A 15,114-nucleotide genomic window follows, 5' to 3' on the forward strand; every position below is an offset into this window, starting at 1 on the left:
GGCAGTCAGGCGACTATGGTTCCCCATACAGGCCGATTAAGCGACGGACCACGCCATTGGTCCAGCCAAAGCCATCCTGTAACGGATATTCCCCGCCGCCGCCTTCTCGCGGCGTGCCGTCCGCGATGTGGTATTTCTCGATGAGTTTGTGATGCTCCTGGTAAAAAATATTAACTGTTTTCAGCCAGTTGCGGGCAATTTCATCCCCCAGATGGTCATCACCATACAGTTTGAACCCCTGAATTGCCATCCACTGCAACGGCGCCCAGCCATTAGGTTTATCCCACTGCTCGCCAGTTTCATATTCCGTCGCCATAATTCCACCGGGTGTTAGCAGGCGGCTACGTACTGCGTTGGCGAGTCGGTCGGCTTGCTCATGGGTCGCCATACCTACATACAGTGGCACAATACTGGCTGCAGAAAAGAGAGCCATTTGTTCGCGGCGCCAGTCGTAATCACGATAACAGCCATTTTCATCGTCCCACAAATAGCGGTTCACGGCGGTACGGCGGTCACCCGCTTTCTGACGGAACAACGCTTCGGTTTCTCGATCGCCTTTTAGCGCGGAAATATTGGCAATGGTACTTTCCAGCTTGTACAGGAATGCGTTCAGGTCAATAGGGATGAACTGGGTGGTGCGTATACTGGCAAGGCGACCTGCATCGCGAAGCCAGCGTGAGGAGTAATCCCAACCGGAGGCAGCGCCAGCACGCAGATCTCGGTAGACCTCATTGGGGGGACGACCTGAATGTTTGGCGGTCTCTACGTCTTCGAGCCAGGATTCATCGCGAGGAGTATCGCGATCGTCCCAGTAACGGTTGAGCAATGAACCGTCCGGCATTCTGATGACGTGGCGGTAGGCCTGGTTTAGTACCAGGGAGTCGGCACCATCCATCCAGAACGCATACTCCATTTTTAGGTGATCCAGGTAACGACGCGCACCGCGCACGCCATCCTCTTCAAACAATTCCACCATCAGCGCAAATACCGGTGGTTGAGAGCGACTCAGATAGTAAGTGCGATTACCGTTTGGGATGTGGCCATAGTTTTCAATCAACCAGGCAAAGTTATCCGCCATACACTTCAGAAGATCTTCCCGGCCGCTCTCCGCCAGGCCCAGCATGGTGAAGTAGGAGTCCCAATAGTAGGTTTCGCTAAACCGTCCGCCTGGTACAATATACGACTGTGGCAACGCCAGCAGCGAAGACCAGGGAATGTGATCCTGCGGCTCGCGCGTTAGTACTGGCCACAGTTGGTCGATATGCTCTTTCAGCGAGCTATCCGGGTCGGAAACGTATTCACTGGAGGGCGTTTCCGGTAGCCAGAAATGGTTCTCGACGAAGCGTTTCAGATCAAAGTCACGATGTCGTCTGACTTTGCGATAGCGGATAAGAATATCCAGCGGATCCATTTTGGGCGCGCAGTCGGGGAATGTTTTACTGTCGGCAAACAGTTTTGACGACTGGACGTGCTCAAACAGTTCAAGGTAGCGATCGGCTGGCGTCAGGGCGTCAGAGGCGGGTAGCCCTTCAATCATCTCTGGCTCGGGCTCTGCCTCAATCATTTCATCCAGCTTTAACTCGCGCGGATCCATTTCATAAAGCAGATCGACATCGATCGTGAGTTCTTCTGAAGGGGCGTGGGATAGTTTCTGGTTGAGCATAATGAGAAAGACCTCCGGTGGATGTGGAAAGGGTAAGGCTATTGCCCGGCTGTCTGTTAAGCGTAGACATTCGCTTCGGTATTTGATGGATAAAGCGTGCGTTCAATCACACTTTTATGGTTTTCAGGAATCAATGAATAAATGTATCTCAATGATAACAATGGGTAATTTTTAATTACGCGAAAATGGATATATTTCATTTTCGGAACATTCGATTGCAACGATATGTGAACAGAAATACGTAGTGGCTCCTGCTTATAATAGGCACAGGCTATTCTATTGATAGTTCTGCTCCATGTAATTGATTGATACTTATCAAAATAATATCCCCCTCATTTCCTATGATGGTCAGGTCTGACAAAGACTGCGCATTAATTATTTTAATTTTCTGGGTCACAATAACTCACAACGGTGAGGGTAAAATAATGAAAATCATTACCCGTCTTACCGCGATTGCTATAGCAGGCATCGTGATCGGTTATTTTGGATTATCCGGTTATGTGTGGTACCACGATAATCAACGAAGTAAACAGGCTGATGTTCAGGCCTCTACACTGGAAGCCAATAATAAAGTTTTAGGTTTTTTACGCGAAAAAGGATGCGATTATTGCCACACGCCTTCGGCAGAATTGCCTTTTTATTCTTCTTTTCCTGTCGCTAAACAGTTGATGAATTACGACATCCAACTGGGATATAAATCTTTCAATCTTGAAGCTGTTCGTGCTGCGCTGGTCGCGGATAAACCTGTCTCTCAAAGCGATCTGAATAAAATCGAATGGGTAATGCAGTATGACACCATGCCGCCGACGCGCTACACCGCGCTGCACTGGGCCGGTAAGGTGAGTGATGCGGAGCGCGAAGAGATCCTTGGCTGGATCGCGAAACAACGTGAGCAGTACTACGCCAGTCGTGATACCGCACCTCAACATCGTAATGAACCTGTTCAGCCGATACCGGAAAGCATCCCGACTGACGCCCAAAAAGTGGCCCTTGGATTTACGCTTTATCATGATCCGCGTATATCCGGAGACAGTACGATCTCTTGTGCCCACTGCCATGCCCTGAATGCGGGCGGCGTGGATGGCAGAAAAACGTCAATTGGTGTGGGTGGTGCAGTCGGTCCTATTAATGCGCCGACGGTATTTAACTCGGTCTTTAACGTTGAACAATTCTGGGATGGTCGTGCGCCGACATTGCAGGCTCAGGCGGGCGGTCCACCGTTGAACCCGATTGAAATGGCATCGAAATCCTGGGATGAAATTATCCAGAAACTGGATAAAGATCCGCTACTGAAACAAGAGTTTACCGCAGTCTACCCCCAGGGATTCAGCGGCGATAATATTACCGATGCCATTGCTGAGTTTGAGAAAACGCTGATTACGCCAAATTCGCCGTTCGATAAGTGGTTTCGCGGTGATGAAGCGGCGTTAACTGCCCAGCAAAAGCATGGTTATCAGTTGTTTAAGGATAACAAGTGCGCGACCTGTCATGGCGGTATTATTCTGGGTGGACGTTCATTTGAACCATTGGGTTTGAAAAAGGACTTTAATTTCGGTGAAGTGACAGCCGCTGATATTGGCCGTATGAATGTTACCAATGAATTACGTGACAAATTGCGCCAGAAAGTACCGGGATTGCGTAACGTTGCACTGACGGCACCTTATTTCCATCGGGGTGATGTTCCAACGCTCGACGGTGCTGTCAAACTGATGCTGCGCTATCAGGTTGGCAAAGAACTCCCGCAGGAAGATATCGACGATATCGTTGCGTTCCTTGAAAGCCTTAACGGGGTTTATACGCCGTATATGCAGAGTAAGTAATCAATACAATGCCGGATGGCGGCTGATGCCCTATCCGGCCTACTGATTGCCGTGACTTTTAGGCCTGGTAAGCGTAACGCCGACGCATGTCACTGTTACTATTCGACGGTCAGTAGGGGAACGAATTCATCTCTGGCGACGGCCAACTCGACGACACTTCAACAAGCCTACCATCTCATACATCAATAAAACTGTATATTTTTCGGTTCATCTTCAATACTCTCGGCCCCGAATTATTTGTAACACTTATTTTAAACGATGAAGACGTACAGAAATAAGAAAAAATACCGCTACGTCGGATTATATGTATTTGTTTATAAATTGTTATTTGTTGTCTTTTTATACCATGATCTGATTATTATATAGCTTATATTTGGGGTGGAAGATATCCTGTAATATATAAAAGCGTTTCATTTTTATTACTTATAATTTTTTATCGTTACCAGATTACGGTAGTTGCGAAATAGTTCTCAAGTCTGTAGTCGACGGCTTTTTTATAGGATGTTCAAAATGAAGGCTGTATATATTATTTCAGATAATCAGTATTTCGCGCTTGGTGCTGCAGCGTTAATAAAGCATCAGCAAGCAATCATTGTTTCTCCTGAGGAACTGCTAAATCAGAACCCAGGGATCAGTAGTGGCGATTGCTATATTTTCGTCCGGAACAGGGTGTTGCATCGCCGTCTGTGCTGTTATTTGAAGCAGACGAACTGCAACCTTATTTTTTTTCTGCCCGGTTTGCGTTACCGCAGTGGAACGAAATTGTTGCCCTGTTTCTGGCCCGCCAGAATATCAGCGAAAAGTTTTCGTGAGCGATCGGCGCAGGTTGCTAGATATTTCAGCAGGAGTTGCCCGGAAAATACTACGCTGTCAGGTCGTGCGCGTATGAGCATGGCTGCGGCGGGGCTGGAGCGTTATATGCGCTGGGTAAGAGCACGCAGTATTTCACACCAGGCCGCTCACAGTCATCACCGGGCTCTTATTAAAACTGTAGGCATCGAGAACGTAAGCATTCACACTTTATTTCTTTCAGAATACATTGCGGCCAGTCATATCGCCTTGTCATGACTGATAGAGAATGGATCTTTCAAATGTGAATGGCCCAATGATTCTGGGGGCTTACATATACACACTATTCAGTAAGGAAAACTGGCCTTTTACAACCAGTTTTCCAGAGCTGAGAACATGTATAGCTGCGTTTTCAATATTAACGCATCGTGACAAACTCTTCCGCTGCGGTCGGGTGTATTGCAACGGTATTGTCGAAGTCTTTCTTGGTTGCGCCCATTTTCAGTGCGACCGCGAAGCCCTGCAACATTTCATCCATACCAAAGCCGATGCCGTGGATACCGACAATCTTCTCTTCCGGCCCTACACAAACCAGCTTCATACGGCACGGCTGACGATGAGTTGTCACCGCGGTGTACATCGCGGTAAACGATGATTTATACACTTTTACCTGGTCATCGCCATGCTGTTCGCGAGCCTGCTGTTCGGTCAAGCCTACAGTACCAATCGGCGGGTGGCTGAAGACCACGGTCGGGATGTTGCTGTAGTCCAGATGTTCGTCCGGTTTGTTGTTAAACAGACGTTCGGACAGACGGCGACCTGCGGCAACGGCAACAGGTGTCAGTTCAACGGCACCCGTGTTATCACCGACAGCGTAAATGCCTTTTACGTTAGTATTCTGGAATTTATCAACGACGATATAACCTTTTTCATTGGTTTTCACGCCTGTTGCCGCCAGGTTTAAATTATCGGTTGCCGGTTCGCGACCGATTGCCCAAATCAGACAATCCACAGTTTCGCTGCGACCATCTTCTAGCTCCAGGGTCAGGCTGCCGTCTGCGTTTTTAACCACTGCTTTCGGGATGGCATGCGTATGCAGAGTCGGGCCTTCGGCGTTCATCACTTCAACCAGGGTTTCAACAATCATCGGGTCAAAACTGCGCAACGGCGCATGTTTACGCACGAGCAGGTGTGTTTCTGCACCCAGGCCGTTAATTACGCCAGCCAGCTCAACGGCGATGTAACCCGCACCGACAACCGCAACGCGCTTCGGCAGGGCTGGCAGTTCAAAGAAGCCATCTGAATCAATGCCGTATTCCACACCGGGAATATTCGGGTGGCTCGGGCGACCACCGGTTGCAATCAAAATATGGTCGGCAGTGATGGTTTCACCGTTTACTTCAATGGTTTTAGCATCAACGAAGCGGGCGAAGCCTTTGATCACATCAACGTTATTTTTACCCAGCACGTTGTCGTAAGAGGTGTGAATACGGTCGATATAAGCGGTGCGGCTGGCGATCAGTTTGTCCCAGTCGAATTTGTTGATGGTGGTATCGAAACCGTAGTCCGGGCCATACATATGGATCGCTTCCCGGATTTGAGCAGCATGCCACATCACTTTCTTCGGTACACAGCCAACGTTGACGCAGGTGCCGCCCAGTTCTTTGGCTTCAATCAATGCGCATTTTTGGCCGTACATTGCCGCGCGGTTAATGGAGGCAATTCCGCCGCTGCCGCCGCCGATAGCGATGTAATCATAGTGTTTGGTCATGACCGCTCCTTCATGTTCATTGTAGGGCGGAGAAGCGTTTCGCCATCCGCCAAAATATTCGCGATTGTATACCTGAAATCGAAAGGTTCCACCGATGGCTGCGATTACTCCGGCACGATCCAGCTTACCGAAGTATGCCCGGTTCCTGCCGGAACCAGTTTGCTGTGCAGCCACGGTAGCACGCTGTTCATCTGCTGCTCCAGCTTCCACGGCGGGTTAATCACAATCATGCCGGAAGCCGTCATACCGCGCCGATCGCTGTCCGGGAGAACCGCCAGTTCAATCTGCAGGATGCGGCGGATGCCGGTGGCTTCCAGATCGTGCACCATACGCTTGATTTGCTGGCGCAGGACCACTGGATACCACAGTGCATAGGTGCCGGTTGCGAAACGCTTATAGCCTTCATTGATGCCGGTAACCACGGCCTGATAGTCGGTTTTAATTTCGTACGGTGGATCGATAAGGATCAACCCGCGACGGGAAACCGGCGGTAATTTTGCTTTTAACTGCTGGTAGCCGTCAGCTTTGGCTACGCGGGCACGCTCGTCTTTCTGGAATTCGGAGCGCAGCAGCGGAAAATCACTCGGGTGCAGTTCAGTTAATTGCAGGCTGTCTTGTTCGCGCAGCAACTGGCGGGCAATCAGCGGAGATCCTGGGTAATAGCGCAACTGACCACTACGGTTGAAATGTTGCACGACGGAAATATAGGGTTCGAGTTCAGCCGGGAGGGAGTCCTGTTGCCAGATACGGGCGATGCCTTCCAGATACTCGCCAGTACGCTCGGCATGTTCACCGCTCAGCTGATAACGGCCAGCGCCAGCATGGGTGTCCAGATAGAGAAACGGTTTTTCTTTCTCTTTGAGTGACTCGATGATCAGACTCTGAACCGTGTGTTTAAGGACGTCGGCGTGGTTGCCAGCGTGATAGCTATGGCGATAACTGAGCATGGGTAAACGTATTCCAGGTAATATAATAAACGATTTGCCACAGTTTACAGTAGAACGGTACAGATTACCCGCAGGCCCGATCGCTAAGCGCCAGCGGGCGTTTTTCCGCCACGCCCGGCATTGAAATCCTCTACACTTAACCCCATTCTACTGAGTATTACGCGCCGGAAGGCGGCTGACGCCTTATCCGGTCTACAAATGGTGATACCTGTAGGTCGGATAAGATGCTTTGGCGTCGTCATCCCGCGAAAACGCCTGAGCGTTTCGTTTCCTTTTTTTAACCAGGACTGTGCATATGACAAATCCATTACTGACGCCCTTCGAACTGCCGCCGTTTTCCAAAATTCAGCCTGAGCATGTTGTGCCTGCAGTGACTAAGGCACTGAATGATTGCCGTGAAAACGTTGAGCGAGTGGTTGCGCAGGGTGCACCGTACACCTGGGAAAATCTCTGCCAAAAACTGGCGGAAGTGGACGATGTACTGGGGCGTATCTTCTCTCCGGTAAGCCATCTGAACTCGGTGAAAAACAGCCCGGAACTGCGTGAAGCCTACGAACAGACGCTACCACTGTTGTCCGAATACAGCACCTGGGTTGGGCAACACGAAGGTCTGTACAAAGCGTACCGTGATTTGCGAGATGGTGCTCATTACGCCTCTCTGAATACTGCACAGAAAAAAGCTGTCGATAACGCGCTGCGTGATTTCGAGCTTTCTGGTATCGGTTTACCGAAGGAAAAACAGCAGCGTTATGGCGAAATAGCCACGCGTCTGTCTGAGTTGGGCAACCAGTACAGCAACAACGTTCTCGACGCCACCATGGGCTGGACGAAACTTGTTACCGACGAAAAAGCGCTGGCAGGAATGCCTGAAAGTGCGCTGGCTGCCGCGAAAGCGCAGGCAGAAGCCAAAGAGCAGGAAGGATATTTGCTGACGCTGGATATCCCGAGCTACCTGCCGGTGATGACCTACTGTGACAACCAGGGGTTGCGCGAAGAGATGTACCGCGCCTATGTAACCCGCGCTTCTGACCAGGGGCCAAATGCGGGTAAATGGGACAACAGCCCGATCATGGAAGAGATCCTCGCGTTGCGTCACGAGTTGGCTCAACTGTTGGGTTTTGACAGCTACGCCTATAAATCACTCGCCACCAAAATGGCGGAAAACCCGCAGCAGGTGCTCGACTTCCTGACAGATCTCGCGAAACGCGCGCGTCCGCAGGGTGAAAAAGAGTTGGCCCAGTTGCGTGCTTTTGCCAACGCTGAATTTGGCGTTGATGAGCTGCAACCGTGGGATATCGCGTACTACAGCGAGAAGCAAAAGCAGCACCTTTACAGCATCAGCGATGAGCAACTGCGCCCGTACTTCCCGGAAAACAAAGCCGTTAACGGCCTGTTCGAGGTGGTTAAGCGCATTTACGGCATTACCGCTAAAGAGCGCTCAGACGTCGATGTCTGGCATCCGGAAGTGCGCTTCTTCGAACTGTATGACGAAAACAATGAGCTACGCGGCAGCTTCTATCTTGATCTCTACGCGCGTGAAAACAAACGTGGCGGGGCGTGGATGGACGACTGCGTTGGCCAGATGCGTAAAACCGACGGCACGCTGCAAAAACCGGTCGCTTACCTGACCTGTAACTTCAACCGTCCGGTTAATGGCAAACCGGCGCTGTTTACTCACGATGAAGTGATTACCCTGTTCCACGAGTTCGGTCACGGCTTGCACCATATGCTGACCCGCATCGAAACTGCAGGTGTTTCCGGTATTAACGGTGTGCCGTGGGATGCGGTCGAACTGCCGAGCCAGTTTATGGAAAACTGGTGCTGGGAGCCGGAAGCGCTGGCGTTTATCTCCGGCCATTATGAAACCGGCGAACCGTTGCCGAAAGAGCTGCTGGATAAAATGCTGGCGGCGAAAAACTACCAGGCAGCGTTGTTCATTCTGCGCCAACTGGAGTTCGGTTTGTTCGATTTCCGCCTGCACGCCGAGTTTAATCCGCAGCAAGGGGCGAAAATTCTCGAAACCCTGGCAGAGATCAAAAAGCAGGTTGCCGTTGTTCCGGGGCCTGCCTGGGGTCGTTTCCCGCACGCCTTCAGTCATATTTTCGCGGGTGGTTATGCGGCGGGCTACTACAGCTATCTGTGGGCAGACGTGCTGGCAGCAGATGCTTTCTCTCGTTTTGAAGAGGAGGGGATCTTCAACCGTGAAACCGGTCAGTCGTTCCTCGATAATATTCTGACTCGTGGCGGCTCTGAAGAACCGATGGAGCTGTTCAAACGCTTCCGTGGCCGCGAGCCGGAGCTGGATGCGATGCTTGAACACTATGGTATTAAAGCGTAAGTGAAGATCTGCTTAATTGATGAGACGGGCGCCGGAAACGGCGCCTTATCTGTTCTGGCTACCCGCTGGGGACTGGAGCAGGATGAAGACAATCTGATGGCGCTGGTGATGACGACGTCGCATCTGGAGTTGCGCAAACGTGATGAGCCAAAACTTGGCGGCATCTTCGTGGATTTTGTCGGTGGGGCGATGGCCCATCGGCGCAAATTTGGCGGGGGACGCGGCGAAGCGGTGGCAAAGGCGGTCGGCATTAAAGGTGATTATTTGCCGGATGTGGTGGATGCCACGGCGGGGCTGGGACGTGATGCTTTTGTGCTGGCATCTGTTGGCTGTCGTGTGCGGATGCTGGAGCGCAATCCGGTTGTTGCGGCGCTGCTCGACGATGGTCTGACGCGTGGCTATGCCGATGCTGAGATTGGTCCATGGCTGCAGGAACGGTTGCAGTTGATCCACGCATCCAGTCTGACGGCGCTAACCGATATCACTCCACGTCCACAGGTGGTGTATCTTGACCCGATGTTCCCGCATAAGCAGAAAAGCGCGCTGGTCAAAAAAGAGATGCGCGTGTTTCAGTCGCTGGTGGGCCCGGATTTAGACGCTGATGGCCTGCTGGAGCCTGCTCGCCAGCTTGCCACCAAACGCGTGGTGGTGAAGCGCCCGGATTACGCCCCACCGCTTGCAGATATCGCAACTCCCAACGCAGTGGTGACCAAAGGACACCGGTTTGATATTTACGCCGGAACGCCGTCAATTCATGGTTAAGTAGCGTGTAGAGGCCGGATAAGGTTGTTAGCCGCATCCGGCAATTCCGATTACACAAACGGTGCCAGCGGATCGGCTATCTCAAACGCGACCGCTTTATCAGCCTTCGGCGGATAAATCAGCTCGCTGACGATCGACAGTTTTAACTTCTTCGCCTCTGCGCGGGTCAGTTTCACTTGCTGATCCCAACCTTCGGTATACACCGCACCCCATGCGCCAAGATCCAGGCAGGTGACGTAGTTTTCCTGGCGGTACGGCAGCGGCGGCACGTCGAGCAGGCTTGCTGCGGCATTGTTACCGGCAAATTTGCCCAGCAGAATGGCATGCTGACAGGTCATTAAGGCATGATTGCCTTTGTCATCGGTGGCGGCGTACGCCACATCGCCAGTGGCATAAATATCGTCATGTCCCACCACCTGCAAATTTGCATTTACGTGCAGACGACCCTGGCGATCGTGCGGGGCGTCAATTTGCGCCGTCAAACTGTTTGCCTGCACACCGACCGTCCAGATAACGGTGTGTGAACCGATGGTTTGTCCGTCTTTCAGTGTGACACCAGAAGCATCTACACTTTCGACCTCTGCATTTACCAGCCACTCTACACCCAGCTCAGCGGAGGCTTCAGCAATCACATCGCGCAACGCTTTGCTCCAGCGTGCGCCTGGTTGTGCGCCTCGTTCAACTACGACAACTCTGGTCTTAGCATCGGCACCAAGAATTTCTCGCAGACGGCCAGGTAACTCCAGCGCCATTTCGATGCCGGTAAAACCGCCGCCGCACACTACTACGGTATTGCGTGCCTCACTTTCTGGCTGATGTGCCAGATCATTCAGGTGTTGCTCCAGTACGGCTGCGCTTTCCAGCTGGTCGAGGTCAAAAGCGTGCTGAGCCGCTCCAGCGACCATTGAACGGTTTACCTGGCTGCCACTTGCCAGAATCAATCGGTCGTAGCCGAGCAGTTGCGTGTTGCCAGCCGCATCTGTCCAGCTCACCTCTTTTGATTGCACAAGCAACTGAGATACTGTGCCGCTGAGGAATTTTACGCCAGTTACGTCAAACAGCGGTTGCAGAGGTGCGACCAGCGTCTGGACGTTGTTTTCATAAAAACGGGGGCGAACACGCAGCTCTGGCTGGGGTGCAATAACTGTTATATCAATGGATTGCTGGTGTTTATCTGCCAGGCGCGCGGCACTCAGCGCTGCCCACATACCGGCAAAGCCGGCGCCTACGATCAGAATTTGTTTACGCATTCGGTTTTCTCACTGGTCATCACGATTTATTTACTCGGATTTTATTGGTCGTAGTTATTAAATGCAATGCGATTTGCAAAATATGAAGGGAACAAGGTGCTTAAATGCAACTATTTATTTGATATTTATATTATTTATTTTTTAGTTTCAGCGCGTGTGTACGCGGTCTATGGCAAGATTCAGTTGAAAAAGCTACAATAACTCAGATTAATTTTGGCTGAGATAAGATAATGGCATTCTACAGTTCCGGGGTTGAGTACGGCATTCATAGCCTGATGTGTATGGTCGACAGTAGAGGCGACGCGCGGGATATGAGCGTTCGGGAAATTGCTGAATTGCAAAGTGTGCCGTATGACTATCTGGCCAAGATATTTACCCGCCTGTCGAAAGCGGGCCTGGTGCGCAGTATCGAGGGTAAGGGCGGCGGTTTTCAGCTCGCCAAACCAGCTGAACATATTACGGTGCTGGATGTGGTAAACGCGATTGATGGCGATAAGCGCATTTTTGAATGCCGTGAAATACGCCAAAGACTGGCGGTATTTGACGAGCAACCGCCAGAGTGGGCATGTGTAGGGATCTGCGGTGTGCGTTCAGTGATGGATATGGCTCAGCAGCGGATGGAAGAAGCGCTCGGCCAGCACACAATTCTGGATTTGGCCCGCAAGATGTACCGCAAAGCGCCGGACACTTTTGTCATTGAAGTGCAGGAGTGGATTGACGCGCGCAAAGGATAACGGTTGGAAATGCCCGATAGCGAAAGGTGTATCGGGCATGTTGAATACAGGCCGGATCAAGCGATAGCCGCCATCCGGCACTGAGTATTATTGTTCGGTGCTTGGCGTATTAATCATCCGGTTCAACCACGGCACCATAATCGCCATCACCACTGTGACTGCCAGCGTTACCAGACCGATATTACTGAACACGTTGGTGTAGATAGGTAATGTCTGTAACGGGTCGGTGATGTTTTCCGGTACTGCGGTGAACGTCGCAACGTAACCCCCCATCAGGAAGGCTGCTGCCTGCGTCAGGAACCACATCCCAAGAATAAAGCCCATCAGATGCTGCGGCACCAGTGCGGCGACCATTGCCAGTCCCAGGGCGCTAATCAGCAACTCACCCAGGCTCTGGAACAGGTACACCAGTACGATAAACCACGGCGATGTCAGGCCCTGTGCATCAGCAAACCACATGCCGGCGGCGGCGGCGGTCAGGAATCCCAGTGAGCACAAGAACATACCGAGAGTAAACTTCATCGGCATGGTCAGGTCTTTGCCTTTGTTACCCAGACGGGTATAAATCGCTGCCAGTACCGGGCTGGCAAGAACGACCCAGAACGGGTTCAGCGCCTGGAAGCTAACCGGGTTGATGGCGAATCCCAGGATTTCGTGGTGTACGTTATTGATGGCAAAGAAGTTCAGTGACGTCGGCATCTGCGCATACAGAACGTAGAACACCACCGCTTCCAACATCAGAATAAAGGCCACAAACATCTTGTTGCGTCCGGTTTTATCCAGTTTGAATGCCTGGCGGAAGAAGATAATAGTCACAACAATCGACAGAACGATCAGTACCAGGTTAGCGATTTTAACGTTGTGCATCAGCCACGCGCAGATAAACACCATTACCACTGTACCGGCCAGCACATAGAGCAGGTTGCGGAATACCAGCGGCTTATGGTCTGGCTCAGAACCAATGTCTTTCACCATCCCGCGGCAGGCAAAGTAGACCAGCAGCGCGACGATAAGTCCGGCACCACACAGGTTATAGGTAACGGCGTAACCAAACTTATCGGCAATTACCGGTGCCAGCGACAGCGACAGCAACGAACCGATGTTAATCGACATATAAAACAGGGTGAAGGCGCCGTCCAGTCGGGCATCTTTTGGGGGATAGCATTTTGACAGCAAACTTGCCGGGTTAGCTTTAAACAGCCCGTTGCCTACGGCAATAGTACCCAGCGCGATAAAGATCAGATCGGGTTTGAGTAGTGACATCCCGGTCATGAAGTAGCCAATTGCCAGCACAATAGCACCGAGAACCAGCGTGCGTTTTGTCCCTAACAGGTGGTCGCCGACATAGCCGCCAATGGAGATTAGGCCATACACCAATGCGGCAAACGCACCGAAGGTGATAAACGCCTGTTCCTGGGAGAACCCGAGTTGCTTAACAAAAAAAACCGCCAGGATGCCCTGAACGCCGTAATAGCCAAATCGTTCCCATAATTCTACAAAAAAGATCATGAAGAACGGACGAGGTTGCTGCAGCAAGCCCGTAGGTGCACTTGTATTCATATTCCTTCGCCTTTCAAAGCCATCCCGAAAAGTATGAACGCGTATGCTAAAACGCGCCGAAAAAGTCTTATTTTGTTATAGACTGCGGAGATTAGCCGCGAGAGTAGATTATTATAGAGATAGTTTTCGATCCAATTAGTTGATCACACTAATTATGATTTATTTGTTGGGTTGATGTACTGATAAGTGCCGAAGGGATAAAAACAAAAACGCCCGCAGAGGCGGGCGCTTACAGGCGTAAATGTTTGCAGCAGGCCGGGTTACTTCCCGGCGGCAAGCATTTTATGCTTCTTCGTCGTCACGCAGCGGAACAATCAACATGTCGACGTGAACGGTGTTGATCAGTTGACGTGCGGAGGACATCAGCTTGCTCCAGAAATCCTGGTGATGACCACAAACGACCAGGTCCATGTCGTATTTTTTAATGGCATCAACCAGAACCTGACCCAGGTCGCCGCTACCGCTCAGGGTTTCGGTGATAGGGTAGCCAGCATTGGTGGACAGCTCGGTTAACGCGTGATGAGTTTCTTCAGAAATACGTTTCTGCATATCACCCAGATTCACGTCGATTAACCCGGTGTACAGATCGGAATAGTTTACGTCAACGTGGATAAGGGAGACTTTTGCATTGTAAGGCCGCGCCATAGAGACCGCTTTTTCAACCAGAACTTTACTTTCCGGAGAAAGATCAACCGCGATAAGAATGTGTTTATAAGCCATAGTGTTACTCCTTCCATAAGTTGTCGATGACTAGCCTTCTGGCGTTCATTTGCCGCCGCGTCATCCGCGTCCTGCGAACGTTGTGCGCGGGGCTAGCCCAGTCGTAAAGACGTACCATTTAAGGACTATCCTTACATTATAGCGACCGGGATAATCCGTCAATCCGCCTTGATTGCCAATTAGTTAAACAAATTTTTCAGCTAATTGCATTGATAGTGATTAACCTTCTGGCAAAAAAATTAACTAATCTCCTACACTATCTAGAGAGGCGTTCGGATACGAGATACAAACACGAGCGGTTTCGGTAGCACTCTTCACTGAATGGTTTGGCAGGGTATCGGGTAGCGGTAGCCCCGGAGAGGAGTTCCGTGGGCGGGTCGCCGGGGAGGGGATATGATAAGCACCATTGCATTATTCTGGGCTTTATGTGTCGTTTGCATTGTTAATATGGCGCGCTATTTTTCTTCGCTGCGCGCACTGTTAGTCGTACTTCGTGGTTGCGATCCATTGCTCTACCAGTATGTAGATGGAGGCGGCTTTTTTACCTCGCATGGGCAACCCAATAAGCAGATGCGGCTGGTGTGGTATATCTACGCGCAGCGCTACCGTGATCATCATGATGATGAATTTATACGCCGCTGTGAGCGGGTTCGCGGTCAGTTCATTCTCACCAGCGCGTTATGCGGCCTGGTATTAATCAGTATGGTTGCGTTGATAATCTGGCACTAAGCCACGTCACTCTACGGCAGATATAAAAAAA

General features: G+C 51.1%; 12 protein-coding genes. 6 read left to right on the top strand and 6 right to left on the bottom strand.

All coding sequences use genetic code 11. The features are described 5' to 3' along the window. Window positions 1-13: 13 nt before the first annotated feature. Entirely contained in the window at window positions 14-1,663 is a 1,650-nt protein-coding gene (locus tag OGY01_RS10360; RefSeq protein ID WP_286493068.1) for an alpha,alpha-trehalase, read from the bottom strand. A gap of 425 nt (window positions 1,664-2,088) precedes the next feature. Here OGY01_RS10360 and OGY01_RS10365 point away from each other — a divergent pair, with 425 nt between their 5' ends. Together OGY01_RS10365 and OGY01_RS10370 are read left to right on the top strand one after the other, a co-directional pair. Next, on the top strand, window positions 2,089-3,483 hold the full coding sequence (locus OGY01_RS10365) for a cytochrome-c peroxidase (RefSeq protein WP_286493070.1): 1,395 nt from the start codon (window positions 2,089-2,091) through the stop codon (window positions 3,481-3,483). A 510-nt stretch (window positions 3,484-3,993) separates the two neighbouring features. After that, window positions 3,994-4,551 carry a hypothetical protein gene (locus OGY01_RS10370; RefSeq protein WP_200011335.1) on the top strand — a complete coding sequence of 186 codons (558 nt, stop codon included), beginning with the start codon at window positions 3,994-3,996 and terminating at the stop codon, window positions 4,549-4,551. A 139-nt stretch (window positions 4,552-4,690) separates the two neighbouring features. On the opposite strand, the gene gorA is transcribed toward OGY01_RS10370, so the two are convergent. Beyond that, on the bottom strand, window positions 4,691-6,043 hold the full coding sequence (gene gorA, locus OGY01_RS10375; protein ID WP_286493072.1) for a glutathione-disulfide reductase: 1,353 nt from the start codon (window positions 6,041-6,043) through the stop codon (window positions 4,691-4,693). A 104-nt stretch (window positions 6,044-6,147) separates the two neighbouring features. Then, window positions 6,148-6,990, bottom strand: a complete 843-nt coding sequence (locus tag OGY01_RS10380) for a 23S rRNA (adenine(2030)-N(6))-methyltransferase RlmJ (protein WP_045448618.1) — start codon at window positions 6,988-6,990, stop codon at window positions 6,148-6,150. A gap of 295 nt (window positions 6,991-7,285) precedes the next feature. Here OGY01_RS10380 and prlC point away from each other — a divergent pair, with 295 nt between their 5' ends. After that, window positions 7,286-9,328: an oligopeptidase A gene (gene prlC / locus OGY01_RS10385; RefSeq protein ID WP_286493073.1), complete on the top strand. Its 2,043-nt coding sequence runs from the start codon at window positions 7,286-7,288 to the stop codon at window positions 9,326-9,328. Beyond that, window positions 9,329-10,090, top strand: coding sequence for a 16S rRNA (guanine(1516)-N(2))-methyltransferase RsmJ (gene rsmJ / locus OGY01_RS10390; protein WP_048222997.1), 762 nt, complete (start codon window positions 9,329-9,331; stop codon window positions 10,088-10,090). A gap of 50 nt (window positions 10,091-10,140) precedes the next feature. Here rsmJ and OGY01_RS10395 read toward each other — a convergent pair whose 3' ends face one another. Next, entirely contained in the window at window positions 10,141-11,340 is a 1,200-nt protein-coding gene (locus OGY01_RS10395; protein WP_286493075.1) for an NAD(P)/FAD-dependent oxidoreductase, read from the bottom strand. Window positions 11,341-11,570: 230 nt separating this feature from the next. Here OGY01_RS10395 and OGY01_RS10400 point away from each other — a divergent pair, with 230 nt between their 5' ends. Then, on the top strand, window positions 11,571-12,074 hold the full coding sequence (locus tag OGY01_RS10400; protein WP_286493076.1) for an RrF2 family transcriptional regulator: 504 nt from the start codon (window positions 11,571-11,573) through the stop codon (window positions 12,072-12,074). 87 nt (window positions 12,075-12,161) lie between these two features. Here OGY01_RS10400 and dtpB read toward each other — a convergent pair whose 3' ends face one another. Both dtpB and uspA read right to left on the bottom strand, forming a co-directional pair. Continuing rightward, the gene (gene dtpB / locus OGY01_RS10405; protein WP_045448607.1) at window positions 12,162-13,634 is read right to left on the bottom strand and encodes a dipeptide/tripeptide permease DtpB; all 1,473 of its coding nucleotides are present in this window, start codon (window positions 13,632-13,634) and stop codon (window positions 12,162-12,164) included. A gap of 282 nt (window positions 13,635-13,916) precedes the next feature. Beyond that, window positions 13,917-14,354, bottom strand: a complete 438-nt coding sequence (gene uspA, locus OGY01_RS10410) for a universal stress protein UspA (RefSeq protein ID WP_003023368.1) — start codon at window positions 14,352-14,354, stop codon at window positions 13,917-13,919. A gap of 393 nt (window positions 14,355-14,747) precedes the next feature. Here uspA and uspB point away from each other — a divergent pair, with 393 nt between their 5' ends. Further along, on the top strand, window positions 14,748-15,083 hold the full coding sequence (gene uspB, locus OGY01_RS10415; protein ID WP_003023371.1) for a universal stress protein UspB: 336 nt from the start codon (window positions 14,748-14,750) through the stop codon (window positions 15,081-15,083). Window positions 15,084-15,114: the final 31 nt, after the last annotated feature.

Origin of the sequence: Citrobacter sp. Cm038, assembly GCF_030333105.1 — a bacterium.
Lineage (GTDB): Bacteria > Pseudomonadota > Gammaproteobacteria > Enterobacterales > Enterobacteriaceae > Citrobacter > Citrobacter murliniae.

What these genes read in the sequence shown, in the direction of transcription:
- OGY01_RS10380 (WP_045448618.1), bottom strand. Translation starts at nt 6,990, where the DNA reads ATGCTCAGTTATCGCCATAGCTATCACGCTGGCAACCACGCCGACGTC.
- uspB (WP_003023371.1), top strand. Translation starts at nt 14,748, where the DNA reads ATGATAAGCACCATTGCATTATTCTGGGCTTTATGTGTCGTTTGCATT.
- OGY01_RS10370 (WP_200011335.1), top strand. Translation starts at nt 3,994, where the DNA reads ATGAAGGCTGTATATATTATTTCAGATAATCAGTATTTCGCGCTTGGT.
- OGY01_RS10395 (WP_286493075.1), bottom strand. Translation starts at nt 11,340, where the DNA reads ATGCGTAAACAAATTCTGATCGTAGGCGCCGGCTTTGCCGGTATGTGG.
- uspA (WP_003023368.1), bottom strand. Translation starts at nt 14,354, where the DNA reads ATGGCTTATAAACACATTCTTATCGCGGTTGATCTTTCTCCGGAAAGT.
- prlC (WP_286493073.1), top strand. Translation starts at nt 7,286, where the DNA reads ATGACAAATCCATTACTGACGCCCTTCGAACTGCCGCCGTTTTCCAAA.
- gorA (WP_286493072.1), bottom strand. Translation starts at nt 6,043, where the DNA reads ATGACCAAACACTATGATTACATCGCTATCGGCGGCGGCAGCGGCGGA.
- OGY01_RS10400 (WP_286493076.1), top strand. Translation starts at nt 11,571, where the DNA reads ATGGCATTCTACAGTTCCGGGGTTGAGTACGGCATTCATAGCCTGATG.
- OGY01_RS10365 (WP_286493070.1), top strand. Translation starts at nt 2,089, where the DNA reads ATGAAAATCATTACCCGTCTTACCGCGATTGCTATAGCAGGCATCGTG.
- dtpB (WP_045448607.1), bottom strand. Translation starts at nt 13,634, where the DNA reads ATGAATACAAGTGCACCTACGGGCTTGCTGCAGCAACCTCGTCCGTTC.
- OGY01_RS10360 (WP_286493068.1), bottom strand. Translation starts at nt 1,663, where the DNA reads ATGCTCAACCAGAAACTATCCCACGCCCCTTCAGAAGAACTCACGATC.